The organism is Enterobacter sp. WPR_3_1 (assembly GCF_003635055.1).
In the GTDB taxonomy this organism is placed as follows: domain Bacteria; phylum Pseudomonadota; class Gammaproteobacteria; order Enterobacterales; family Enterobacteriaceae; genus Enterobacter; species Enterobacter ludwigii.
In genome coordinates this window covers 160,151-185,167 of the sequence record NZ_RBXU01000008.1, presented here as the reverse complement: position 1 = coordinate 185,167, position 25,017 = coordinate 160,151, and the positions used below count along the sequence as shown (strand labels likewise).

Annotated in this window: 23 protein-coding genes, 6 tRNA genes and 1 other RNA gene; 16 read left to right on the top strand and 14 right to left on the bottom strand. The window is 53.1% G+C overall.

The window, feature by feature from the left end:
• The first annotated feature begins 31 nt into the window (after positions 1-31).
• The gene (locus BJ887_RS02680) at positions 32-379 is read left to right on the top strand and encodes a DUF2502 domain-containing protein (protein ID WP_014171067.1); all 348 of its coding nucleotides are present in this window, start codon (positions 32-34) and stop codon (positions 377-379) included.
• A 75-nt stretch (positions 380-454) separates the two neighbouring features.
• On the opposite strand, the gene BJ887_RS02675 is transcribed toward BJ887_RS02680, so the two are convergent.
• The gene (locus BJ887_RS02675; RefSeq protein ID WP_121339195.1) at positions 455-1,693 is read right to left on the bottom strand and encodes an Nramp family divalent metal transporter; all 1,239 of its coding nucleotides are present in this window, start codon (positions 1,691-1,693) and stop codon (positions 455-457) included.
• A 350-nt stretch (positions 1,694-2,043) separates the two neighbouring features.
• On the opposite strand from BJ887_RS02675, the gene BJ887_RS02670 reads away from it, so the two are divergent.
• The gene (locus BJ887_RS02670; RefSeq protein ID WP_014171069.1) at positions 2,044-3,231 is read left to right on the top strand and encodes a NupC/NupG family nucleoside CNT transporter; all 1,188 of its coding nucleotides are present in this window, start codon (positions 2,044-2,046) and stop codon (positions 3,229-3,231) included.
• A 44-nt stretch (positions 3,232-3,275) separates the two neighbouring features.
• Here BJ887_RS02670 and BJ887_RS02665 read toward each other — a convergent pair whose 3' ends face one another.
• The 3 genes from BJ887_RS02665 to BJ887_RS02655 all read right to left on the bottom strand — a co-directional run bounded on the left by BJ887_RS02665 (position 3,276) and on the right by BJ887_RS02655 (position 5,872).
• Entirely contained in the window at positions 3,276-5,465 is a 2,190-nt protein-coding gene (locus tag BJ887_RS02665) for an EAL domain-containing protein (RefSeq protein WP_025203504.1), read from the bottom strand.
• Positions 5,466-5,678: 213 nt separating this feature from the next.
• Positions 5,679-5,754 (bottom strand) — tRNA-Ala (locus tag BJ887_RS02660).
• 42 nt (positions 5,755-5,796) lie between these two features.
• Positions 5,797-5,872, bottom strand: a tRNA-Ala gene (locus BJ887_RS02655).
• A gap of 217 nt (positions 5,873-6,089) precedes the next feature.
• Here BJ887_RS02655 and BJ887_RS02650 point away from each other — a divergent pair.
• Complete coding sequence (locus BJ887_RS02650; protein ID WP_014171072.1) at positions 6,090-6,452, top strand: YfeC-like transcriptional regulator; 363 nt, start codon at positions 6,090-6,092, stop codon at positions 6,450-6,452.
• 1 nt (position 6,453) lies between these two features.
• Entirely contained in the window at positions 6,454-6,846 is a 393-nt protein-coding gene (locus BJ887_RS02645; protein ID WP_014171073.1) for a YfeC-like transcriptional regulator, read from the top strand.
• Between the two features lie 44 nt (positions 6,847-6,890).
• Here the strand turns inward: BJ887_RS02645 and gltX are convergent, their stop codons facing one another.
• On the bottom strand, positions 6,891-8,306 hold the full coding sequence (gltX, locus tag BJ887_RS02640; RefSeq protein ID WP_014171074.1) for a glutamate--tRNA ligase: 1,416 nt from the start codon (positions 8,304-8,306) through the stop codon (positions 6,891-6,893).
• Between the two features lie 258 nt (positions 8,307-8,564).
• On the opposite strand from gltX, the gene BJ887_RS02635 reads away from it, so the two are divergent.
• From BJ887_RS02635 to BJ887_RS02615, 5 genes are all read left to right on the top strand, one after another.
• Positions 8,565-8,640, top strand: a tRNA-Val gene (locus BJ887_RS02635).
• Between the two features lie 41 nt (positions 8,641-8,681).
• Positions 8,682-8,757, top strand: a tRNA-Val gene (locus BJ887_RS02630).
• Positions 8,758-8,786: 29 nt separating this feature from the next.
• Positions 8,787-8,862: transfer RNA gene (locus tag BJ887_RS02625), tRNA-Val, on the top strand.
• Positions 8,863-8,866: 4 nt separating this feature from the next.
• A tRNA-Lys gene (locus tag BJ887_RS02620) sits at positions 8,867-8,942 on the top strand.
• A 27-nt stretch (positions 8,943-8,969) separates the two neighbouring features.
• Positions 8,970-9,097: non-coding RNA, RtT sRNA (locus tag BJ887_RS02615), on the top strand.
• Positions 9,098-9,146: 49 nt separating this feature from the next.
• Here the strand turns inward: BJ887_RS02615 and BJ887_RS02610 are convergent.
• From BJ887_RS02610 to xapA, 3 genes are all read right to left on the bottom strand, one after another.
• Positions 9,147-10,034, bottom strand: a complete 888-nt coding sequence (locus BJ887_RS02610) for a LysR family transcriptional regulator (protein WP_121339193.1) — start codon at positions 10,032-10,034, stop codon at positions 9,147-9,149.
• A 68-nt stretch (positions 10,035-10,102) separates the two neighbouring features.
• Complete coding sequence (locus BJ887_RS02605; protein WP_121339191.1) at positions 10,103-11,359, bottom strand: nucleoside permease; 1,257 nt, start codon at positions 11,357-11,359, stop codon at positions 10,103-10,105.
• A gap of 51 nt (positions 11,360-11,410) precedes the next feature.
• On the bottom strand, positions 11,411-12,235 hold the full coding sequence (gene xapA, locus BJ887_RS02600; RefSeq protein WP_121339190.1) for a xanthosine phosphorylase: 825 nt from the start codon (positions 12,233-12,235) through the stop codon (positions 11,411-11,413).
• Positions 12,236-12,442: 207 nt separating this feature from the next.
• On the opposite strand from xapA, the gene BJ887_RS02595 reads away from it, so the two are divergent.
• The gene (locus BJ887_RS02595; protein ID WP_020883093.1) at positions 12,443-12,784 is read left to right on the top strand and encodes a FlxA-like family protein; all 342 of its coding nucleotides are present in this window, start codon (positions 12,443-12,445) and stop codon (positions 12,782-12,784) included.
• On the opposite strand, the gene BJ887_RS02590 is transcribed toward BJ887_RS02595, so the two are convergent.
• The gene (locus BJ887_RS02590; RefSeq protein WP_014171080.1) at positions 12,781-13,716 is read right to left on the bottom strand and encodes a LysR family transcriptional regulator; all 936 of its coding nucleotides are present in this window, start codon (positions 13,714-13,716) and stop codon (positions 12,781-12,783) included. The genes BJ887_RS02595 and BJ887_RS02590 overlap by 4 nt on opposite strands.
• An 89-nt stretch (positions 13,717-13,805) precedes the next feature.
• Between BJ887_RS02590 and BJ887_RS02585 the strand changes: the two genes are divergently transcribed.
• On the top strand, positions 13,806-14,801 hold the full coding sequence (locus BJ887_RS02585; RefSeq protein WP_014171081.1) for a bile acid:sodium symporter family protein: 996 nt from the start codon (positions 13,806-13,808) through the stop codon (positions 14,799-14,801).
• Here BJ887_RS02585 and BJ887_RS02580 read toward each other — a convergent pair.
• The 3 genes from BJ887_RS02580 to zipA form a co-directional block, all read right to left on the bottom strand.
• Positions 14,798-15,013 carry a putative quorum-sensing-regulated virulence factor gene (locus BJ887_RS02580; RefSeq protein ID WP_121339188.1) on the bottom strand — a complete coding sequence of 72 codons (216 nt, stop codon included), beginning with the start codon at positions 15,011-15,013 and terminating at the stop codon, positions 14,798-14,800. The two genes, BJ887_RS02585 and BJ887_RS02580, sit on opposite strands and share 4 nt — an antisense overlap.
• A 1-nt stretch (position 15,014) precedes the next feature.
• Positions 15,015-17,030 (bottom strand): NAD-dependent DNA ligase LigA, encoded by a 2,016-nt coding sequence (gene ligA, locus BJ887_RS02575; RefSeq protein WP_121339186.1) that lies wholly within the window; start codon positions 17,028-17,030, stop codon positions 15,015-15,017.
• A 69-nt stretch (positions 17,031-17,099) separates the two neighbouring features.
• A complete protein-coding gene (gene zipA / locus BJ887_RS02570) occupies positions 17,100-18,086 on the bottom strand; it encodes a cell division protein ZipA (protein WP_020883089.1) in 987 nt (328 codons plus the stop codon).
• Between the two features lie 230 nt (positions 18,087-18,316).
• Between zipA and cysZ the strand changes: the two genes are divergently transcribed.
• The 5 genes from cysZ (at position 18,317) to crr (ending at position 23,110) form a co-directional block, all read left to right on the top strand.
• The gene (gene cysZ / locus BJ887_RS02565; protein ID WP_121339184.1) at positions 18,317-19,078 is read left to right on the top strand and encodes a sulfate transporter CysZ; all 762 of its coding nucleotides are present in this window, start codon (positions 18,317-18,319) and stop codon (positions 19,076-19,078) included.
• 163 nt (positions 19,079-19,241) lie between these two features.
• Positions 19,242-20,213 (top strand): cysteine synthase A, encoded by a 972-nt coding sequence (gene cysK / locus BJ887_RS02560; RefSeq protein WP_020883087.1) that lies wholly within the window; start codon positions 19,242-19,244, stop codon positions 20,211-20,213.
• 317 nt (positions 20,214-20,530) lie between these two features.
• Positions 20,531-20,788 (top strand): phosphocarrier protein Hpr, encoded by a 258-nt coding sequence (ptsH, locus tag BJ887_RS02545; RefSeq protein ID WP_000487600.1) that lies wholly within the window; start codon positions 20,531-20,533, stop codon positions 20,786-20,788.
• Between the two features lie 44 nt (positions 20,789-20,832).
• Positions 20,833-22,560: a phosphoenolpyruvate-protein phosphotransferase PtsI gene (ptsI, locus tag BJ887_RS02540; RefSeq protein WP_014171087.1), complete on the top strand. Its 1,728-nt coding sequence runs from the start codon at positions 20,833-20,835 to the stop codon at positions 22,558-22,560.
• Between the two features lie 40 nt (positions 22,561-22,600).
• Positions 22,601-23,110, top strand: a complete 510-nt coding sequence (gene crr / locus BJ887_RS02535; RefSeq protein ID WP_003861316.1) for a PTS glucose transporter subunit IIA — start codon at positions 22,601-22,603, stop codon at positions 23,108-23,110.
• Between the two features lie 44 nt (positions 23,111-23,154).
• Here crr and pdxK read toward each other — a convergent pair whose 3' ends face one another.
• Both pdxK and cysM read right to left on the bottom strand, forming a co-directional pair.
• Positions 23,155-23,991, bottom strand: coding sequence for a pyridoxine/pyridoxal/pyridoxamine kinase (gene pdxK / locus BJ887_RS02530; protein WP_121339183.1), 837 nt, complete (start codon positions 23,989-23,991; stop codon positions 23,155-23,157).
• Positions 23,992-23,996: 5 nt separating this feature from the next.
• Entirely contained in the window at positions 23,997-24,908 is a 912-nt protein-coding gene (cysM, locus tag BJ887_RS02525) for a cysteine synthase CysM (protein ID WP_121339181.1), read from the bottom strand.
• Positions 24,909-25,017: the final 109 nt, after the last annotated feature.

Genomic DNA, 25,017 nt, shown 5'->3' with positions numbered 1-25,017 from the left:
ACAAAGGCCCCGATCGTGAAGGAGAAAGAGTATGTTCAGGTCACTGATTCTTGCAGCGGTATTACTGGCTTCGGCCCCGCTGATCGCCACTGCGGGCGAAATCACCCTGTTGCCATCAGTTAAATTACAAATTGGCGATCGTGACGACTACGGCAGATACTGGGACGGTGGCTACTGGCGCGACCGTGATTACTGGAACCGTCACTATGAGTGGCGCGGCGACCGCTGGCGCAGACATGATAATGGCCTGCATCGCGGCTGGTACAAAAACAACGCCTATGAACGTGGTTACCGTGAAGGCTGGAACGATCGTGACGACCGCCGCGGTGGCTGGGGTCACGGTGGCAGAGGACACGGTGGTCACGGCCATCATCACTAATGCGTCATCACTAATGCATCATCAGTAATGCAAAAAGGAGCCTCCCGGCTCCTTTTTCTTTCGTTCAACGCGACGCTATAACCCCAGAGCAGTGCCGACCAGGAGCCACAGGTTCAACGACACCACTACCGCCACAATGACCCAACCGGTTCGTTTCACCAGCGTGCTGTTCACCAGTTCGCCCATCAGGCTTTTGTCACTGGTAAAGATCAGCAGCGGCACCAGTGCAAGCGCGATACCAAAACTCAGCAGTACCTGGCTCATGACCAGAATTCTCGTGGGATCCAGCCCCATCAGAATCACAACAAAGGAGGGCAGCATGGTCACGGAGCGACGAACCCAAAGCGGAATGTGGAAACGGACAAAGCCCTGCATCACCACCTGCCCTGCCAGCGTCCCCACAACCGTTGACGAGAGACCGGCCGCCACCAGGCTCAGCCCGAATATCGTGGCAGCAGCGTGGCTCAGTAACGGTTCCAGCGTAAGGTATGCCTGGTCGAGATCGGCAATACCGGTGTGACCGTTAAAATGGAAAGCGGCGGCAGCGGTCGCCATCATCGCCAGGTTCACAAAACCGGCAATGGTCATGGCGATCGCCACATCCCATTTCGTCGCAGAGTAACGCTCTTTGCGCGTCCCACCGTGCAGGTGCTGTGTCAGCGAGGAATGCAGGTAAATGACATGCGGCATGATGGTTGCGCCCAGCACCCCGGCGGCCAGGAACACCGCTTCAGAGGTTGGCAGGCTCGGGATAATCATCCCTTTGCTGAGCTGTGCCAGATTCGGCTGAGAGAAAATCAGCTCGACGATATAGGCCGCCGCCACAAACAGCAGCAGCCCACCGATAACTTTTTCCAGCGGTTTTTGACCGCGACGCTGCAGCATCAGGATCAGGAAAGTGGCAATCCCGGTGAGCACCGCGCCCTGAAGCAGCGAGACGCCGAGGATCAATTTAAAACCAATCGCGGCCCCGATGAATTCGGCGAGGTCGGTTGCCATGGCGATAATTTCCGCCTGAACCCAGTAAAGCCATACCGCCGGACGCGGATAGTGATCGCGAATTTGTTCAGCCAGGTTTTTGCCCGTGGCAATCCCCAGCTTCGCGGACAGCATCTGAATCAACATGGCCATCAGGTTAGCCCACACGACCACCCAGAGCAGCTTATAGCCGAAGCTGGCCCCGGCCTGAATATTGGTCGCAAAGTTACCTGGATCGATATAGCCGATGGCAGCAATGAACGCAGGTCCCATTAACGCGAACCGCAACTTGCGCGCTGCTCTGCCATTGCTACCCTCTACGCGACTGTTTGTCATTTCTGCCTCTGGAAATATAGCCTTTGCTATGTTTAATGCTATCAAAATGAGAATGATTATCAAGATCATTTAGTGAGTTTATTGTGATTTCTCTGATAGCTTTGAACAATAGACGGGCGGGTAAGGTGGGGCGATCTAACAAAACCTGCAATCGCGCACGCTTTTGTGAAGACTAGCACACAAACTTAACTTTTCACGCATTTACCTAACATAACAAAAATGTATTGTGGATCACTAATTTTGAGACTCGTCACAGGATGTAACTATAGTGTGTCCTTGATCTCGTTTTCTTTTCGCTTGTTACATAGAATGTGCACGAAAATTAAACCTGCCTCATATTTGGAGCAAATATGGACCGCGTCCTTCATTTTGTCCTGGCACTCGTTGTCGTTACTGCGCTTGCGTTATTGGTCAGCCATGACCGTAAAAAAATCCGCATCCGCTTTGTTGTTCAGCTTCTCGTTATTGAAGTTTTGCTCGCGTGGTTCTTCCTGAACTCCAACGTGGGGCTTGGCTTCGTAAAAGGCTTCTCCGAAATGTTCGAAAAACTGCTCGGATTCGCCAACGAAGGGACGAACTTTGTCTTCGGTAAAATGAACGACGAAGGTCTGGCGTTCTTCTTCCTGAAGGTACTGTGCCCTATCGTCTTCATCTCTGCGCTGATCGGTATTCTGCAACACATTCGTGTGCTGCCCGTCGTTATCCGCGCCATTGGTACCGTACTCTCCAAAGTTAACGGCATGGGTAAACTGGAATCGTTCAACGCCGTCAGCTCCCTGATCCTGGGTCAGTCTGAGAACTTCATCGCCTATAAAGACATCCTCGGTAAGATGTCCCGCAACCGCATGTACACCATGGCAGCCACCGCAATGTCTACCGTCTCCATGTCTATCGTGGGTGCGTATATGACGATGCTGGAACCTAAATACGTGGTTGCCGCGCTGGTCTTGAACATGTTCAGTACCTTTATCGTTCTCTCTCTGATCAACCCGTACCGTGTTGACGAAGGCGAAGAAAACCTGCAGATGGCAAATCTGCATGAAGGTCAGAGCTTCTTCGAAATGCTGGGTGAGTACATTCTGGCTGGTTTCAAAGTGGCGATTATCGTTGCGGCGATGCTGATCGGCTTTATTGCCCTGATTTCTGCTCTGAACGCCCTGTTCGCAGCGGTTCTGGGTATCTCCTTCCAGGGCATTCTGGGCTACATTTTCTACCCGGTTGCCTGGGTGATGGGTGTTCCTGCACATGAAGCGCTGCAGGTAGGCAGTATCATGGCGACTAAACTGGTCTCTAACGAATTCGTTGCGATGATGGATCTGCAGAAAATTGCCAGCACGCTCTCTCCACGTGCGGAAGGCATCCTGTCCGTGTTCCTGGTCTCCTTCGCTAACTTCTCTTCCATCGGAATTATCGCCGGTGCGATTAAAGGTCTGAATGAAGAACAGGGTAACGTGGTTTCTCGCTTCGGTCTGAAGCTGGTTTACGGTTCTACGCTGGTGAGCGTACTGTCTGCCTCTATTGCGGCACTGGTACTGTAACACCTGCAGCGAAATAAAAACCGGGAGCTCAGCTCCCGGTTTTTTTATGTCCGTAATTCATTAAGCGGTTTGGGTTTGCCAATCAGGTAACCCTGCAGATAGTCGACCCCGAAGTGAAGCAGCTTCTCCCGCTGTTCCGGCGTTTCAACATATTCGGCCACCACACTCAGTGATTTCGTCTTCGCCAGGTTGCAAATCGACTGCACGATCATCGCATCCATATCGTCGGTACAGATATCTTTCACAAAGCACCCGTCAATTTTGATGATGTCCGCCTGCAAACGTCTGAGACGTTCGTAGTTGGCATATCCGGTGCCGAAATCATCAATCGCGATCCGGAAACCGCAGTCCCGCAACTGCTGAATGTTTTTGATACTGCTGCCCGAATTAGAGAAAGCCTGCTCTTCGGTGATCTCAATCACCACCGCCTGTGGTGCTACGCCATAGCGTTCAAAGAGCGAGCAAATCTCGATGGCCACCTCTTTTTGCATCAACGTCAGGGGCATCAGATTGACAGAAAAACGCACACCGGCATGCGTCGCTGGATGATCGCGCAGCCACACCAGTAATTTTTCCATCACGCACATGTCAAAGCGGTGGCTCAGGTTAAACTGGGCAATCAGCGGTATAAAGCGGTCTGGGGTGATGATCTCGCCCTCGCTTTCCATGCGCGTCAGTATTTCGTAATACCCGCTACCATCTGCCTTCTGGATTGGCTGGGCGTATAAATGAAACTGTCCGGCATCCAAAGCATGTTTAATGCGTGCTAACATCAAAACCCGCTCGGTTGTTTGTCCTGATGCCACCTCGAGGCTATTGGTGAGCGCCAGTACATTATGCGCTCCGCAAGATTGCTCAGCCAGCCAGCTGAGCTGCCCCAGCGTATGGTGTAACTTCTCACCGTTTTCAACCATTCCCCAGGAAGCGCCAAATTCAATATCCAACCCGGTGTTGTTCCAGACAATCTTACGGCTGTTCAGCTGATCGACCATATGCTGCAGGCGCTCAGCGGTTCCCGGCCCCAGCAATACCAGCACCAGTTCGCTGCCCGGGAGCTGGAAAAGCCGCTCATCTTTTTGCAAAAATGGCTGCAGCGAGGTGGTCACCATCCGTTTGCAATGCACCCGCATAAGAATGCCGTAGTGACGACTCAAGAACTCGAGGTTGTCCATTCGCAGACAGCACACTTTGGCATCAGGGTGGTCCTGCAGAAAATCTTCCAGTGCACGAATGTTCGGTAAACCGGTCAGCGGATCGGTTAGCGCCCTGTCCTGCCAGTCCTGCTTCAGCCACTCGCTGCGCTGATAAATCCGCGACATATAGAGCAAACAGATGGCGAAAGAGATAAGGACAGACAAAATAAAGGAGAGCGAATGGCCTGACTCCACGCCATTGAGGAAATTATAGTTATAGGTCAACAGCAGAAGTGCGGATGCCGCCCAGAAAAGAGAAATGAGCGCGTAGCTCAGGCGACTGATCCCTAACGTAAAGAGAATAAAAATCACTGGCATTAAATAGCCCGCAATAATAGGTGACTCAAAAGGAGCACATAAAATTGCGAGGATGACGATTAAAAGCATCAGCCAGACTAATATATATAGCGATTTCTTTTGAAAAAACACGGGCTTCACACTGCGTCGCCAGAAGGTGATGGCATAACGTGGATTAATTATCATTCTTAACGGGTAATAGAACATCATGGTAAATATCAACGCCGCGCAGATCAGACTTTGTATATCGACTACGTTATAAATTGCGGTACCTTCACCGAAGAAGGTTGAGATAGTAACCGGGAAATGGAACAAATAACCTGCCAGGTACATCGACACTTTTATGCCTATCGGTACCATAAAGCCGAGCCAAAATATCCGTAACCCAATATGCTTGTTCGGCACGCAGTAGCGCCAGCGCTTGCCCAGTATGATCCTGAGGATGCCGCACCCCGCAAACACCGAGAACGTCTGACAGAACAATAAAACTGAATATTGTAGCGGTGCTAAATCAATGCTGAATATATTAGTGATAGTAAAACTTAACAGAACAGGAATAACCGCCCGACGCCCAAATACCAGAATAACCGCCAGCATTACGCTTAAAGGCAGCCATGCTAAATATACGTCATGACCATTAACAACAGCGCGCGGAGAGATATAACGGGAGAATGGCACCGCAACCAGGCAAAGCGCCAGGGCAGTTATAAATATCTTTACATTATTGTAAGTTTTTCTATTCATTAAGTTAGATAATCTATTTTCCATTCGTATCATTGACCGGATGGATAATAGGTTTATTAATTGCGCGAATCAAGTTGAAGTCTATTTATAGACCGCTTTATTGATTTTGATTGAGGTGAGGTACAAAAACACCTCTATTTCAGCAACAAATTAGGGTGAAGAGTTTTACAAAAGCATAAAAAAACCCCCGTCTTTCGACGAGGGTTCAAATTTTGGTGGAGCTAAGCGGGATCGAACCGCTGACCTCTTGCATGCCATGCAAGCGCTCTCCCAGCTGAGCTATAGCCCCACATGTTGACTTTACTGACCGCACTCTGTTGGGTTCAGAGTGTGGTGGAGCTAAGCGGGATCGAACCGCTGACCTCTTGCATGCCATGCAAGCGCTCTCCCAGCTGAGCTATAGCCCCATCGTAAAGCTGTCATGTTGACGGGCGGCATAATATGAATTCCGCTGCGGAGTGTCAACGGCAAAATCAATGACGGCGGTTCAATCGCCGAAAAATCATGCAAATGAATCACTTTGCGAGTCTGCTCGCAGTCATGAGTTAAGCCTGTCACATTTTCCTCTAAAACGGTGCTATAAAATGAGCCGTTAATTAACCCCACGAATATTCAGGAAATTGCATGATCAAGGAACGAATGACGCCAGAAGAGTTAGCCCTGCTCACTGGCTATAGCCGCCAGACCATCAATAAATGGGTACGCAAAGAGGGTTGGATTACATCGCCAAAACCAGGAGTCCAGGGCGGCAAAGCGCGTCTGGTGCACGTTAATGAAAAAGTGCGTGAGTTTATCCGCAGCGCGCGCCGGGCAAGTGAAACGTCTGAGATACCAGAAAGTGCCAGCCATGATGGCTCGCTTCACTCCCTGCTCCTGACGCTGGCAAATGAAATGACGCCGGAAGAGCAAAGGCAGATGACATCACTGTTACTGCGGGAAGGGATTACCGGATTGTTGCAACGTTTAGGGATACGCGACCAGAACTGATATGAAAAGATTCCGTAGCAAAATGACCACAGAAGAGCTGGCAGAAAATTTGGGTGTTGCACGGCAAACGGTGAACCGCTGGATACGCCAGCAGGGATGGAAAACCGAGGGCGTCAATGGGGTGAAAGGCGGACGTGCACGGCTGATTCACATTGATGCCCGCGTGAAGGAGCACATCATGAGCCTCCCGGCTGTCCGTAACCGTCAGGCGGTGTACCATCTGGCGGAGGTGACATCGTTGTACAGTGACCCCTCCTCTACTTTGCGTCCTGGGATCATCGAGACGCTGGAGAATATGACGCACCTTGAGCAGGAACGTCTGGATGCGTTACTGAAGCGAGAAGGGATACGCGGCTTTCTTGCACGTCTCGGCATTGCTGAATTTAATGCATAAAAAAACGGCAGGTTTCCCTGCCGTTTTTCATGGTTCAGGCGTTATTACTGCTGGTTTTCGCGCTCAGTAATAAAATCCAGCGCCTTGTTAATGCGCGCTACGCTGCGTGATTTACCAATGGCATGAACGGTAACATCAAGTGCCGGAGACTGACCCGCACCGGTGACTGCCACACGCAGTGGCATACCCACTTTGCCCATACCAACTTCCAGCTCATCTGCCGTCGCCTGAATGGCATGATGCACATTCTCGGCAGTCCAGTCAGTCATCGCCGCCAGTTTGTCACGCACCACTTCGAGTGGCTGACGCGCAACCGGACGCAGGTGCTTCTTCGCCGCGTCTGCATCGAACTCGTCAAACTCTTCATAGAAGTAGCGGCAGCTTTCAGCGATCTCTTTCAGCGTTTTGCAACGCTCGCCGAGCAGTTTCACCAGTTCCGCCAGTTCAGGGCCAGTACGAGTATCAATATTTGCCTGCTCAATGTGCCACTGCAGGTATGTCGCCACATATTCCGGCTGCATGGTATTGATGTAGTGGTGGTTCAGCCAGAGCAGCTTATCAGTGTTAAACGCGCTCGCAGATTTGCTCACCGCGCCCAGAGAGAACAGATTGATCATCTCTTCACGGCTAAAGATCTCCTGATCGCCGCTGGACCAGCCCAGACGCACCAGATAGTTCAGAAGCGCTTCCGGCAGATAGCCGTCGTCGCGATACTGCATGACGCTGACCGCACCGTGGCGTTTAGACAGTTTTTTGCCGTCGTCGCCATTGATCATGGACACGTGCGCATAGACCGGAACAGGGGCGTTCAGCGCTTTCAGGATGTTGATTTGACGTGGAGTGTTGTTGATATGGTCTTCGCCACGGATAACATGCGTGATTTCCATATCCCAGTCGTCAACCACAACGCAGAAGTTATAGGTTGGGGAACCGTCGGTGCGGCGGATGATCAAATCGTCCAGCTCCTGGTTGCTGAATTCGATCGGGCCCCGGATCTGGTCGTCAAAAATTACCGAGCCGTCCTGCGGGTTAGCAAAACGCACCACGCACGGTTCATCAGCAGCATGCTCGCTATGGTCATGGCGGCAGCGGCCGTCATAACGCGGTTTTTCACCCTTCGCCATCTGATCTTCACGCAGCGCATCAAGGCGTTCTTTGGAGCAATAGCATTTATACGCTGTACCCGCGACCAGCATCTCATCAATCACGGCGTTGTAGCGGTCAAAACGTTTGGTCTGGAAATACGGGCCTTCGTCCCACTCCAGATTGAGCCAGTTCATACCATCCATAATGGCTTCAATTGCTTCCGGCGTGGAGCGCTCAAGATCGGTGTCTTCAATACGCAGTACGAACTCACCTTTGTTGTGGCGTGCAAAAAGCCAGGAATAGAGAGCGGTACGTGCACCACCGACGTGCAGATAGCCTGTCGGGCTCGGCGCGAAGCGAGTTTTGATTTTCATGAAATGGCCTTACGTTATAAAGATGCCGGCAATCGGCAAATCCTGGGAAAAAAACAATGGGCAATATTCTATCACTGTGGGGGGATTCCTCAATGTTGATCCCTTTATCGTGAGGGAGTTTGCGATTTTTGTTTAGAAATCATGCGTCATCGCCCGTTTCGCGATCGTTTTGTTTAATTTTACGACGAACGAATAAAAACTTTAGAAAATGCGTTGACTCATTTTCAACTCTCCCTATAATGCGACTCCACACAGCGGGGGTGATTAGCTCAGTTGGTAGAGCATCTCCTTTACACGGAGGGGGTCGGCGGTTCGAGCCCGTCATCACCCACCATCTACTTAAGTAGACTCGCAGTGTAGATAAGTATTGAGATTGGGCGATTAGCTCAGTTGGTAGAGCATCTCCTTTACACGGAGGGGGTCGGCGGTTCGAGCCCGTCATCGCCCACCATTCTCACCTTATCGCAGCAGTTCCGAAATGGGCGATTAGCTCAGTTGGTAGAGCATCTCCTTTACACGGAGGGGGTCGGCGGTTCGAGCCCGTCATCGCCCACCATTTCGGGTCGTTAGCTCAGTTGGTAGAGCAGTTGACTTTTAATCAATTGGTCGCAGGTTCGAATCCTGCACGACCCACCAATGTAAAAAAGCGCCCTAAAGGCGCTTTTTTGCTATCTGCGGTATGGATGATTCGAACCTGCAGCAGGTCCGAGCCGAACGCAGTGAGGCAACGGAGCCGTTTACGGCGACGGCCCGAAGGGCGAGCGAAGCGAGTCATCCTGCACGCCCCACCAATGCAAAAAAGCGCCCTAAAGGCGCTTTTTTGCTATCTGCGGTATAACATCACTCTTCCGTCAACGTTGCTATCAACGACTTAATCGCCGGCGTCGCCTGCTTCTCGTCATACACCACATACAAATCTGCCGGTATACGTACCTGTAATGGACGAAATACCACACCGGGCCACTGCATTTGCGCATAGCTGTCAGCAGCTAACGTAATCCCCATTCCCATACTGATCATTGCCAGCACCGTCTGCGGTTCATCGGCTTCACGCACTATCATCGGTGAAAAACCGGCCTGCTGACACACTCGCTGTAAGAACGACCAGTCAGAATGCGCAGACGGCATAGTTACAAAGTACTCATTCTGTAGTTCGGTGAGCGCAATTGCGCTTTCCCCCACCAGCCGGTGATCCTCCGGCAGCGCAACCAGAAATGCCGCATCCCGTAAGCGGATACTGGTAAATCCTGCAGTGGGCTCGGTTGCCATTCGCCAGATCCCGACATCCAGCTCCCGACGCTCCAGCAGCGCCATTTGCATTACCGGCGACTTTTCACGAAAGACGACATCAACGTTCGGATGCTCTTTCAAAAATGTGCGCATGACCGTGCGCACTTCGCTCCACATGGCGGTACCGACAATGCCCAGCGCAATCCGCCCCGCCTCACCCCGTCCAATTTGTTCGACCCGCGCCAGTGCCTGGTTTGCGCTGGCAAGCAGTCGATGGGACTCTTCCATCAATACTTTACCCGCATGGGTCAAGGCGACGCTTCGTGAGTGGCGAATAAACAGTAAGGTACCGAGCTGACTTTCCAGCTCTTTTATATGCAGGCTCAACGGCGGCTGCGACATATTGAGCCGGGCCGCAGCCCGTCCAAAATGAAGTTCCTCAGCGACGGCCAGAAAATAGCGCAGCAGCTTAAGGTCGGTTCGGTAGACGCGTTCCATCAACACATATCCTGGCGATAACACTTATGCTCCCACCTTAAAGCCTTTCACCGCCTGCCGGGAAAACTTTAATGCGCAACTGTGCGCAACTCGCTGTTTTTACTGGTGTGGCGATAGTTAAAGCTGAAATAAAACACCACGGCGAGCATCAACGCATACGCCGCAAATACCAGCCAGATGGTCTGCCAGTCTTTCACCCCATCCACGGAGAAATAATCTACCGCCGCGCCGCTCAATACCGATCCGAAATAAGCACCGATACCGTTAACGGTCGTCATAAACAGCCCTTGCGCGCTGGCGCGGATATCAGCGCTTACCTCCTGTTCGACAAACACCGAACCGGAGATGTTGAAGAAGTCGAACGCGCAACCGTAGACCAGCATTGACAGCATCAACAGCCCGACGCCTGTCGCGGAAGGATCGCCATACGCAAAGAGTCCAAACCGCAGCATCCAGGCCACCATGCTCATCAGCATCACGGTTTTTATGCCAAAACGTCGGAGGAAGAAAGGAATGGTCAGGATGAACAGCACCTCTGACATCTGCGAGACGGAGAGCAAAATAGAAGGGTATTTAACGATAAAGCTTTCCACATACGCCGGATTACGCGCAAAATCATGCAGAAAGGGGCTACCGAAAGTATTGGTGATTTGCAGCACGGCGCCCAGCAGCATCGCAAACAAAAAGAACACCGCCATTCGGGGCTGTTTAAACAGGACGAACGCATTCAGGCCAAGTTTGCTTGCCAGCGTCGATGAGGTTTTATTCTTCGCCACCGGAATGGCCGGTAACGTCAGTGAATAGAGCGCCAGTACCAGCGACGCGGCAGCAGCAATGTAGAGCTGAATGTTAGTTAACTCTGCCCCCATCAGGCTTATGGCCCACATCGCCACAATGAAGCCTACCGTGCCATAGACCCGCACCTTTGGAAAATGGGTCACCGTGTCCAGCCCTGCCTGCTCAAGACAGGAGTAGGAAAGGGTATTCGATAGCGCAATGGTCGGCATAAAGGCCATGGCATTAACCAGCATGACCCAGAACATCAGCCCCGGTTCATTGACCTGCGCGGCATAGCAAAGCGCAACAGCACAGACGAGATGGCAAATCACATATGCACGATCTGCCCGCAACCACTTATCGGCAATAATGCCCACCAGCGAGGGCATCACGATCGCGGCAAGCCCCTTCGAGCTGTAGACCATCCCCACGTCAGAGCCGGAAAAACCCAGGGTGTTAATCATGTAAGCGCCGAGAGTAACGAGCCAGCTTCCCCAGATAAAATATTGCATAAAGGACATCATCTTTAAGCGCGTCGTGATGTTCATACCCGATTCCTTATAGCAGAGTGGCCCTCACGGGCCACGGTGTTGTTTCGCTCAGGCAAGCTGGCGCAGAAAACCGCAGATAAGATCGATGAAGTTCTGGCGAGAGAGTTCGGCGGCGGCAAGTGTTTGTTCATGCGACAGTTTTACATCGCTCAAACCTTCAGCAAGGTTGGTTATGGCCGAAACGGCGACCACCTTCAGGCCACAGTGGCGCGCCGAGATCACTTCCGGCACCACTGACATTCCCACCACATCTCCGCCGATGATCTGCATCATGCGGATCTCAGCCGCGGTTTCGAAGTTAGGGCCTGGATAAGAGACAAACACCCCCTCATGCAATGGAAAGCCCTTCTCGCTCGCCACGGTCTGCAGCAGGGCACGGCAATCTGCATCATAAGCATTGGCCAGCGAGAAAAAACGGTCGCCAAAACGGTCATCGTTCAGCCCGACCATCGGGGTACCCGGCAGGGTGTTGATGTGGTCGCAGAGGGCAACCAGGCTTCCCGGTTCAACCTCCGGACGTAACGAACCGGCGGCATTGGTACTGAACAGCAGTTCGCAGCCCAGCAGTTTGAAGGTGCGGATTGCATCGGTCATGACGGCGATGCCGCGGCCCTCATAGAAGTGACCGCGCCCTTTCATACAGGCGACCGGAACACCGGCAAGATGCCCCAACACCAGCTCACCGGCGTGACCGTGAACGGTGCTCACCGGGAAGCCCGGCAGTTTTTCATAGCTCAGTACCACAGCGTCAACAATCTGCTCGGCGAGCGCGCCAAGACCTGAGCCGAGAATAAACGCAACCCGCGGAGTGAAGTCAGGTTTAGCGGCACGAATGATGTCGGCAGAGAGCCAGGGATTATTCGAGAGGGTCATAAAAGCTCCTTGAGAATTAAGATCGCGATATCACCGATCGCATGACCTTAGTCTTATATCTGGAGCCTGCGGGTTACCTCCAATACACTTTCTCTGCACCATCAATACTGATTTGGTATCAATACCTTTCCCTGCCAGATATGGCAGTTTTGCTCAAGCTAATTGCGTTGGCGCCGATACCTCTGTTTTACAGCGAGAGGAAAAAGTATGACGACCATTCAGGCTACAACCCAGCCCATTCAAACCAGCGGTGGCGGGAGTCGTTCTTCCGGCGGCAACGATATCGCTGCCCAAATCAGCCGCATCACTGACAAGATAACCAAGCTGACTCAACAGCTAAAAGAGGTTGCGAACGGTTCCGGCAGTGCGGAAGAGAAGAAGAAGCAGCAGGAGCTTATCCAGGTGCAAATCAAAGTGCTGCAGGCACAGCTCGCACAACTGCAGCGCCAGCAGGCGGAAGAAGCCCAGAAGAAACAAGAGCAAAGTCTGGTCAACGTGGAAGGTCCGAAGAACGCATCAGACAATCATCAAATAGACATCTACGTCTAACGCTCTGTTGAGTTAAACAGTGGATCGCGTATACGGGCCTCGGTTAATCGTTGCGCCTGGATACGCACCACTTCCCAGATAGCCTGCGCAGCCCCGGAGAGCGAACGGTTTTTTCGCCGTACCAGCATCAGTTTTCGCTCAATAGCAGGCGTCAGTCGCTTCACGACCAGACGGCTTCCCTGCGGCAAAGGGAGCGCCAGGGCGGGTAATACACTGATCCCTATGCCGGCCTCCACCATGGGAAACAGCGTTGCCGGGTGTCCAATCTCCTGCACAATGGTCGCCTTAACGCCCTGCGTCACCAGCGCAGAATCAATCAGCGGACGGCTGCCTGAGGCATAATCCTGTAATACCAGGTTCGCTCCCTGCAACGCCTGCCAATGAACAGACGGCTGCGCGGCTAGCGGATCGTCGTCCCGGCAAAGCAACAGAAACGGCTCAGAAAGCACAATTTCACACTCCAGGTCACTCACCTGACCGGGATCGATAACAATACCAAAATCCACATCGCCCTGACGGATGCTCTCCAGCACCCACTGCTGCGGCCTGTCATGCAAAACAAAATCGATATCCGGATAGCGATGATTACCCTCTGCAATACACTGCGGGATAAGGTGCGCGGATATCGTCTGGCTGGCCGCAACCCGCACGGTACCCGACAGCTGCTGCCCCAGTCGACCTACATCTCTGAGCGTACTGTTGAGTTCGTCCAGCAGCCGTTCAAGGCGCTGAGCCAGCTGCTGTCCGGCTTCCGTGAGCACGACTTCACGCGTGGTGCGATCAAGCAACCGGACACCCGTCTGGCTCTCCAGCTCTTTCACGCTGTGGCTTACTGCGGACTGGCTCAGGCCGATGATCTCCCCTGCCCGGCTGAAGCTGCGGGCATGGGCTACGGTGACGAAGATGCGAAGCTGGCGTAAGGAATAATTCATCTGTTTAATTCATGAATGGATGCAATAAATCAATTTTATTTCTCAAACGGAAAAAAGCACAATAGCGATATCTGTTTTCAGGAGTCATTATGAAACTATTTCGTATTCTTGATCCGTTTACGCTTACTCTGGTTGTCACGGTATTACTGGCCTCCTTCTTCCCTGCGCGGGGCGGGTTCGTTCCTTTTTTTGAAGGACTGACGACCGCGGCCATCGCGCTGTTGTTCTTTATGCACGGCGCAAAGCTCTCGCGCGAAGCCATTATTGCGGGAGGGAGTCACTGGCGACTGCACCTCTGGGTGATGTGCAGCACGTTCATCCTCTTTCCTGTACTCGGCGTGCTGTTCGCATGGTGGGCACCGGTGAATGTCGACCCAGCCCTTTATACCGGCTTCCTGTATCTGTGCATTCTGCCGGCTACCGTGCAGTCCGCTATCGCGTTTACCTCTCTGGCGGGAGGTAACGTCGCAGCCGCAGTCTGTTCAGCGTCGGCATCCAGCCTGTTAGGGATTTTCGTTTCGCCGCTGCTGGTGGGTCTGCTGATGAACATGCACGGCGCGGAAGGTAACCTGGAACAGGTAGGTAAAATCTGTCTGCAGCTGCTGTTGCCGTTTGTGCTGGGCCATCTCTCTCGCCCATGGACGGGCGCGTTTGTTGCAAAGCACAAAAAATGGATCTCAAAAACCGACCAGTCGTCGATTCTGCTGGTAGTCTATTCAGCCTTCAGTGAAGCGGTTGTGAATGGCATCTGGCATAAGGTGGGCGCAGGCTCGCTGCTGTTTATCGTGGTGGTCAGCCTTGTTCTGCTGGCGATTGTGATTGGCGTAAACGTCTTTGTGGCCCGCAAGTGCGGCTTCAACAAAGCCGATGAAATTACCATTGTCTTCTGTGGCTCGAAGAAGAGCCTGGCGAACGGCATTCCTATGGCAAACATTCTCTTCCCGACCTCAATGATAGGGATGATGGTACTGCCACTGATGATTTTCCATCAGATCCAGCTGATGGTCTGCGCGGTGCTGGCGCGTCGTTACAAACGCCAGACGGAAAAACAGGCGCAGGAAGAGACCCGCGCCGCGAAAGCTTAAGGACGTTTCAGGGGCTGAACCAACTGCGTCAGCCCCTCGGTTTTAATCAGTAACGTGATAGCCATCAGCTCACCCAGTCGTCCAGCCGGGAACCCATCTTTGCGGGCAAACCACAGCAAATAATCTTCCGGTAAATCAATCAGCCTGCGGCCTTTATATTTACCGAATGGCATCTCCGTGTTGGCGATCTCAACGAGCAGCTCTTTCTCCACGTTACTCTCCTAACAGGCGCATCATTTCCGCTTCGTCGATAACCTCAATGCCCAGCTCCTGAGCTTTAGCAAGCTTCGAACCGGCGGCTTCCCCGGCAATAACCAGGTCGGTTTTCTTCGACACGCTGCCTGCCACTTTTGCGCCCAGCGCAACCAGTCGTGCTTTAGCATCATCACGGGAAAGCTGGCTCAGGCTGCCGGTCAGAACGACCGTTTTGCCGGCAAACGGGCTGTCGATCTCGTCAGCGTTGACCACGACCGGAGCCGGCCATCTGATGCCCTCTTCCAGCAGCTTGCCGATCACCTCGCGGTTGCTCTCTTCGGCAAAGAAGTTGAAGACATGCGTCGCGACGACAATCCCCACGTCCGGGACTCTCTGCAGCTCGTCAATACTCGCCTTCTCCAGGGCTTCCAGCGTACCGAAATACGCCGCCAGGCCCGCCGCCGTGGCTTCGCCCACTTCGCGAATACCGAGCGCATAAAGGAATCGGGCAAAGGTTGTCTCTTTGGCAGCATCCAGGGCATTAACCACATTCTGGGCCGACTTCGGTCCCATGCGATCAAGACCCGTGAGTTTACCCGCGGTCAGTTTGAAGAGATCTGCAGGCGTATGAACATATTCTTTCTCTACCAGCTGATCGATAATTTTGTCACCCATTCCGTCGACGTCCATCGCCCGACGGGAAACGAAGTGCTTCAGTGACTCTTTACGTTGTGCCCCGCAGATTAAGCCGCCCGTACAGCGAGCCACCGCTTCACCTTCAACGCGCTCAACGTCAGATCCACATACCGGGCAATGCGTCGGGAACACGATGGCGCGCGTATCGTCAGGACGCTCTGACTCAACCACGTTCACCACCTGCGGGATAACATCGCCCGCGCGACGAATCACCACTTTGTCACCAATGCGCAGGCCGAGACGTTCAATTTCATCGGCGTTATGCAGCGTGGCGTTACTCACCAGCACGCCAGCAACCTGCACCGGCTCCAGACGGGCAACCGGGGTAATCGCGCCCGTACGGCCCACCTGGAACTCCACGTCACGGACAAAGGTCATCTGCTCCTGCGCCGGGAATTTAAACGCCACTGCCCAGCGTGGCGCGCGCGCCACAAAGCCTAACTGCTCCTGCAGCGCAAGTGAGTTAACCTTGATAACCACGCCATCAATATCAAAACCAAGCGTCGGGCGGTCTTCTTCCACTTTGCGGTAGAACGCCAGCACGGCTTCCGGGGAGTCGCACAGCTGAACACGGTTACTCACCGGCAGGCCCCACGCTTTAAACTGCAATAAACGTCCGAGATGGGTATCCGGCAGTTCACCGCCTTCCAGAATCCCGACACCATAGCAGAAGAAAGTAAGCGGTCGCTTCGCGGTGATACGGGGATCAAGCTGGCGCAGGGAGCCTGCCGCCGCATTACGCGGGTTAGCAAACACTTTCCCGCCGGTACGGCGCGCCTCTTCGTTGATTTTCTCGAAGCCCGCCTGCGGGAGGAATACTTCACCGCGCACTTCCAGACGGGCTGGAATATTATCCCCTTGCAGCTTCAGCGGGATCGCACGGATGGTGCGTACGTTAGTGGTAATGTCTTCACCCGTCGTACCATCACCCCGCGTCGCGGCACGCACCAGCACACCGTTTTCATAGAGAAGGCTGACCGCCAGACCATCCAGCTTCAACTCGCAGCACCAGGTCAGGGAGTCGCTGCTTTTGAGGCGATCCTGCACGCGCTTGTTAAACGCGAGGAAGCTCTCTTCATCAAAGACGTTGTCCAGAGACAACATTGGCACTTCATGACGTACCTGACTGAAAGCACCCAGCGGCTCCGCACCCACGCGCTGCGTGGGTGAGTCGGGCGTAATCAATTCCGGGTGCTGCGCCTCTAGCTCTCGCAACTCGCGCATCAGACGGTCATACTCCGCATCCGGCACTTCCGGCGCGTCCATAACATGATAGAGGTATTCATGATGGCGAAGCGTGGTTCGCAGTTCAGTGAGTTGTTGTTCGATTGAGTCCATATCACACCATCAATGAGAAAAAACCCCCGACATGCGGGGGTTGAAGAGGAGTCGATGTAAACGCGATGATTACGCGTTGGCTTCCTTAACTTCGCGGATGCGGTCCTGATACTCGCGCAGTTTCTGCGGCGTCATCATACGACGCTGATCGTCGAGCACCACACCACCGACTTCGTCAGCAATGTGCTGCGCGGACTGCAGCATCAGCTTAAAGTTTTGCAGTTCATCACCGTAGGACGGCACCTGCATGAAGATAGTGACACCCGGCGTCACGAAATCACCGGTCATTTCCGGGTCAAAGGTGCCAGGGTTAACCATATTGGCCAGGCTAAACAGCGCCGGACCGCTACCGTCAGGACTCAGGTGACGATGGAAAATATTCATGTCGCCAAACTTGAAGCCTGCCTGTTGAATGCTGTTAAGCAGGACATCGCCATTCAGGTGGGTGCCATGATGCGCAGCCACGTTCATGATGATGACCGCTTCTTTACGCTGCGGTTTTTCAACAACCGGTTCTGGCTCAACCACGGGCTCTGGTTCAACGAGCGGGGCCGGCGCAGGCTGAGGTGCAGGCTGCACGTGAACAGGCTGCTGCGGTTGGTGTACCGGCTGTGCAGGCTGTTGTGGCGCGGGTTGCTGCACAGGCTGTTGCTGAACCGGCTGTGGCGCAGCAGGCTGCTGATGGACAGGCTGTTGCGGCGGCTGACGCACCGGCTCTTCTCCAGGCTGCGGCGCCTGCTGGCGCGGCTGTGCAGAAGCATACGGCGGTTGATACTGGTGCTGCGGAGGCTGACGAGGGGCTTCATGCTCCCCATGAGCCGCGCCGGGCGCAGTATTGACCCGATGAACACGAACTTCACCCACGCCGTCGTCGTCGCTTCCGTCGATGTCATTTTCACTGTCATCGTCATCACGACTGGACTTCATGCGCTTCAGTGGGCGATCGCGAAACATAGAGGAACGCTCTTTACGGCTGGTCCAGAAACCATGTACCAGTAAAGCGATTATGGCGATCGCGCCAACAATGATTAATATCAGACGCAAATCCTGCATCATTATATTCTCTGTTGTTCTAACACCTTGCCACCACGGCAAACATTTACTCACTAAGAGTATTTGCCGTTTACGTCAAGTGCAAGTGTGTGCAGAGCATTCACAGCATAAAGATGAACTAAATCGTGCTTTTTGCTGTTTTTTCGAACATTTCCGAACTGGTCATTGGTCCGTAAGTGGATAATATAGGCGGGCAATTCCACTGGTTGTGAAAAAAGGAGTACAGCCTGGTTATGGTTTCAACATCATCTTCTCCCCCGCGCAGCGGCGTCTGGTATTTTTCTCAGGGCTGGAAACTGGTCTCACTGCCGGGGATTCGTCGCTACGTCATTCTGCCGTTGCTGATTAACATTATCCTGATGGGCGGCGCGTTCTGGTGGCTGTTCACCAAACTGGAGAGCTGGATCCCTTCGCTGATGAGCCATGTGCCGGACTGGCTGCAGTGGCTGAACTACCTGCTCTGGCCGGTTGCGGTCATCTCCGTGCTGCTGGTGTTCGGCTACTTCTTCTCGACGATTGCAAACTGGATAGCTGCGCCGTTTAACGGCCTGCTGGCAGAACAGCTGGAAGCACGTCTTACCGGTGCAACGCCGCCGGATACGGGCATGCTGGGGATCATGAAAGATATCCCACGCATCATGAAGCGCGAATGGCAGAAGTTTGCCTGGTATCTTCCCCGCGCCATTGTGCTGCTTATCCTTTATTTTGTCCCTGGCGTCGGTCAGACGGTGGCCCCGGTGCTGTGGTTCCTGTTCAGCGCCTGGATGCTGGCAATCCAGTACTGCGATTATCCGTTCGATAACCACAAGGTGCCGTTCAAAACGATGCGCAGCGCCCTGCGTACGCAAAAAGTCGCGAATATGCAGTTCGGGGCGCTGACCAGTCTGTTCACCATGATCCCGGTGCTCAACCTGTTCATCATGCCGGTCGCCGTTTGCGGCGCAACGGCGATGTGGGTTGACTGCTACCGTGCTAAGCACGCGTTATGGAAGTAATGCAAAAATGTGTAAAAAGGGGGTGGCTTATGCCGCCCCTTATTCCATACTGATCCCCATTATTTCCTTGCAGTATATAGATATGCGAATTCCTTACTTCCCCCTACCTGTTCAACAGGTATGCTGGGACGGTATCCCAATTTCATACAGTTAAGGACAGGCCATGAGTAAGATTTATGAAGACAACTCGCTGACTATCGGTCATACGCCCCTGGTTCGACTGAACCGTATCGGTAATGGACGCATTCTGGCGAAGGTCGAATCACGTAACCCGAGCTTCAGCGTGAAGTGCCGTATCGGTGCAAATATGATTTGGGATGCTGAAAAACGTGGCGTGCTGAAGCCAGGCGTTGAGCTGGTTGAACCGACCAGCGGTAACACCGGTATCGCACTGGCCTATGTTGCGGCGGCGCGCGGTTATAAACTGACGCTGACCATGCCTGAAACCATGAGCATCGAACGTCGCAAACTGCTGAAAGCGCTGGGCGCGAATCTGGTGCTGACCGAAGGTGCCAAAGGCATGAAGGGTGCGATTCAGAAAGCAGAAGAGATTGTTGCCAGCGATCCGGCGAAATATCTGCTGCTGCAGCAGTTCAGCAACCCGGCGAACCCGGAAATTCACGAAAAGACCACCGGCCCGGAAATTTGGGAAGATACCGACGGTCAGGTTGATGTATTTATCTCCGGTGTAGGCACCGGCGGAACCCTGACTGGCGTGTCGCGCTATATAAAAGGCACAAAAGGTAAAAAAGACCTGATTACCGTTGCCGTGGAACCAACCGACTCGCCGGTGATCACCCAGGCGCTGGCGGGCGAAGAGATTAAACCCGGCCCACATAAAATTCAGGGTATCGGTGCCGGCTTCATTCCGGGCAACCTGGATCTGAAGCTTATTGATAAAGTGGTGACCATCACCAACGAAGAAGCTATCTCTACCGCACGTCGTCTGATGGACGAGGAAGGTATTCTGGCGGGCATCTCTTCCGGTGCTGCTGTTGCGGCAGCGCTCAAACTTCAGGAAGATGAGGCCTTTACCAATAAGAATATTGTGGTTATCCTGCCTTCATCGGGTGAGCGTTACTTGAGCACCGCACTGTTTGCCGATCTGTTCACTGAAAAAGAACTGCAACAGTAATGCCAGCATGTTAATAACGCGTAAAAAAGCACCTTTTTGGGTGCTTTTTTGTGGCCTGCTTCAAAGTTTTACCCCTCCTGGCATTGATTCACCCCGTTGGGTCTGGTATTTAAACCAGCAATTATTTTGATGCGTGAAATTAATCAGTGAACGAAATAGCCTTGCTGAATCGATTTTATGATTTGGTTCAAGTCTTGCTTTCGCTGCATAATGTTTAATGACGATCGAAACGTCAGCGCTAACAATACAGGCTAAAGTTAAGTCGCCAGGCTAGACTTTAGTTCCACAACACTAAACCTATAAGTTGGGGAAATACAATGTTCCAGCAAGAAGTTACCATTACCGCTCCGAACGGTCTGCACACCCGCCCTGCTGCTCAGTTTGTTAAAGAAGCGAAAGGCTTCACTTCTGAAATCACTGTGACTTCCAACGGCAAAAGCGCCAGCGCAAAAAGCCTGTTCAAACTGCAGACTCTGGGTCTGACTCAGGGTACCGTTGTCACCATCTCTGCTGAAGGTGAAGACGAGCAGAAAGCAGTTGAGCATCTGGTAAAACTGATGGCTGAGCTCGAGTAAGTTTCCGGGTTCTTTTAAATATCAGTCACAAGTAAGGTAGGGTTATGATTTCAGGCATTTTAGCATCCCCGGGTATCGCTTTCGGCAAAGCACTGCTGCTGAAAGAAGACGAGATCGTCATCGACCGGAAAAAAATTTCTGCCGACAAGGTTGATCAGGAAGTTGAACGTTTTCTGAGCGGTCGTGCCAAGGCATCTGCGCAACTGGAAGCAATCAAGACTAAAGCTGGCGAAACTTTCGGTGAAGAAAAAGAAGCCATCTTCGAAGGGCACATCATGCTGCTCGAAGATGAGGAGCTGGAGCAGGAAATCATAGCCCTGATTAAAGATAAAAGCATGACGGCAGACGCTGCTGCGCATGAAGTTATCGAAGGTCAGGCAACTGCCCTGGAAGAACTGGATGATGAATACCTGAAAGAACGTGCGGCTGACGTACGTGACATCGGTAAGCGCCTGCTGCGCAACATCCTGGGTCTGGCCATTATCGACCTGAGCGCTATTCAGGATGAAGTCATCCTGGTTGCCGCCGATCTGACCCCGTCTGAAACCGCACAGTTGAACCTGAAAAAGGTCCTCGGTTTCATCACTGACGCGGGCGGCCGTACCTCCCACACCTCTATCATGGCGCGTTCTCTGGAACTGCCTGCCATTGTGGGTACCGGTAGCGTCACCTCTCAGGTCAAAAACGACGATTATCTGATTCTGGATGCCGTAAACAACGTGGTTTACGTCAACCCAACTAACGAAGAGATCGAAAAACTGCGCGCGGTTCAGGAGCAGGTTGCGACTGAAAAAGCGGAACTCGCTAAGCTGAAAGACCTGCCAGCCATCACTCTGGACGGTCATCAGGTTGAAGTGTGCGCAAACATCGGTACCGTACGTGACGTCGATGGCGCTGAGCGCAACGGCGCGGAAGGTGTGGGTCTCTATCGTACTGAATTCCTGTTCATGGACCGTGACGCGCTGCCAACTGAAGAAGAACAGTTTGCTGCGTATAAAGCTGTGGCTGAAGCGTGTGGCTCTCAGGCGGTTATCGTCCGTACCATGGATATCGGTGGCGACAAAGAGCTGCCGTACATGAACTTCCCGAAAGAAGAGAACCCGTTCCTGGGCTGGCGTGCGATTCGTATCGCGATGGATCGTAAAGAGATCCTGCGCGATCAGGTTCGCGCTATCCTGCGTGCGTCTGCTTTCGGTAAACTGCGCATCATGTTCCCGATGATCATCTCTGTTGAAGAAGTGCGTGCACTGAAGAAAGAGATCGAAATCTACAAACAGGAACTGCGCGACGAAGGTAAAGCATTTGACGAGTCAATTGAGATCGGCGTGATGGTGGAAACACCTGCGGCGGCGACCATTGCGCGTCATTTAGCCAAAGAAGTTGATTTCTTTAGTATCGGTACCAATGATTTAACGCAGTACACCCTGGCAGTTGACCGTGGTAATGATATGATTTCACATCTCTACCAGCCAATGTCACCGTCCGTACTGAACTTGATCAAGCAAGTTATTGATGCTTCTCATGCAGAAGGTAAATGGACTGGCATGTGTGGTGAGCTTGCAGGCGACGAACGTGCTACACTTCTGTTGCTGGGTATGGGTCTGGACGAATTCTCTATGAGCGCCATTTCCATCCCGCGCATTAAGAAGATTATCCGTAACACGAACTTCGAAGATGCGAAGGTGTTAGCAGAGCAGGCTCTTGCTCAACCGACAACGGACGAGTTAATGACGCTGGTTAACAAGTTCATTGAAGAAAAAACAATCTGCTAATCCACGAGATGCGGCCCAAATTACTGCTTAGGAGAAGATCATGGGTTTGTTCGATAAACTGAAATCTCTGGTTTCTGATGATAAGAAAGACTCCGGAACTATTGAGATTGTTGCTCCGCTCTCCGGCGAGATCGTCAACATCGAAGACGTGCCGGATGTAGTGTTTGCTGAGAAAATCGTTGGTGATGGCATTGCTATCAAACCAACTGGCAACAAAATGGTTGCTCCAGTTGACGGCACCATCGGTAAAATTTTTGAAACCAACCATGCGTTCTCTATCGAATCTGATAGCGGTATCGAACTGTTCGTTCACTTCGGTATCGACACCGTTGAACTGAAAGGCGAAGGCTTCAAACGTATCGCGGAAGAAGGCCAGCGTGTTAAAGTTGGCGACCCGGTCATTGAATTCGATCTGCCACTGCTGGAAGAAAAAGCCAAGTCTACCCTGACGCCGGTTGTTATCTCCAACATGGACGAAATCAAAGAACTGATCAAACTGTCTGGCAGCGTCACCGTGGGTGAAACCCCGGTTATCCGCATCAAGAAGTAATTCTTGCCGCACAGAAAAATGGCGCCTTCGGGCGCCATTTTTGTTTATGCGGGCAGTATAAGCTCGTCGTAGCCTTTCGACTGCGTATAAATCATCACATCTGTGACGCGGTCTCCTGCCATGCGAATCGCATCGGCAACGGTTTTGCCCTCAACGATCCCGCTCACCAGCTCTGAACAGAAGAGGTCGCCCGTGCCTTTCAGGTCCGTTTCAACACGCGGATGCGCACTGACGGTCACACCGTCTCGGGTAACCAGCACCACGTGAATATTCTCCGGATCGTCCGCCACCGGCGCGCTGGTGATGGCCACCCATTTCAGCGTGTCGGAAAGTAACCCCTGCGCTGACGCTATGGCACTTTCAGGCGTACGACACGGTTTACCGCTTAACACTTCCAGCTCAAAGACGTTAGGCGTGATCCCCTGCGCCAGTGGCAGCAGGTACTCCCGATACGCCTCAGGGATATCAGGTTTTACATACATCCCACTGTCAATATCGCCAATAACGGGGTCAACCAACACCAGCAGGTCAGGATGCTGCGCTTTGATCGTGGTGAGCCACTGCGCCAGGCATTTTATCTGGCTGGCACTGCCCATGTAGCCCGTGGTAACGGCTTTAAGCTCGCGCAGGATCTCGCGCTCTTCCAGCGCCTTAAGATACCCGCTGAACCACTCATCGGGGATCACGCCACCGTAAAAGGTATCGTAGTGCGGCGTGTTGCTGAACAGCACGGTCGGCACGGCGGTGACGGTCAGCCGGTGGGTACGAATGTTCGGCACCGCAATGCTGTTCCCCACGCTGCCGTAAACCACCTGCGACTGTACCGCGACAATATCGGTTTGCTGCGCCCGGGTGTTATCCCGGAATAAAATCATCTCCATGACGCTTAAATCCCCGCCCCCTGCGTATAACTCTCTTCACCAAAGACGCCGGTAGAAAGATAGCGATCGCCGCGGTCGCAGATAATCGCCACCACGACAGCCCCGGGATGTGCCTTCGCAACACGCAATGCTCCCGCTACCGCGCCACCCGAGCTGACCCCGCAGAAGATACCTTCACGCACGGCCAGTTCACGCATCGTATTCTCCGCCTCGCGTTGATGAATATCCAGCACCTGATCCACCAGCTGGGCGTTATAAATGCCCGGCATGTATTCCGACGGCCAGCGGCGAATACCCGGTATGCTGCTCCCCTCTTCCGGCTGCAGACCCACAATCGTTACCGCCTTTTCCTGCTCGCGCAGAAAACGGGATACGCCGGTAATGGTCCCTGTCGTGCCCATGCTGGAGACGAAGTGAGTGATGCGCCCGTTGGTCTGCTGCCAGATTTCCGGACCGGTAGTGGTGTAGTGAGCGTAGGGGTTATCCGGGTTATTAAACTGATCGAGCAGTTTGCCTTCACCGCGTTCGGCCATGGCTAGCGCCAGGTCGCGCGCCCCTTCCATCCCCTCTTCTTTAGAGACCAGAATCAGTTCGGCACCATAGGCGCGCATCGCCGCACGGCGCTCCTGGCTCATGTTATCGGGCATCAGCAACGTCATGCGATAGCCTTTCAGCGCGGCAATCATTGCCAGCGCAATACCTGTGTTACCGCTGGTGGCTTCAATCAGCACGTCGCCGGGCTGAATTTCACCGCGTTTCTCGGCCTGCACAATCATGGACAATGCAGCCCGGTCCTTCACCGAACCGGCAGGGTTATTGCCTTCGAGTTTGACCCAGATTTCGCTGCCGTTGTCCGGCCCCATGCGCTGAAGTTTGACCAGAGGGGTGTTGCCGATGGTGTGTTCTAATGTGTTCAAGATCGCTGTCCAATAAAAAGCCCGGTGGCGCGCAGCGCTCCGGGCATACGGAGATCATATTCCAGACCGGCTAAGCGCAGCGCCTCCGGTCAAACTACGTGTCATTAAC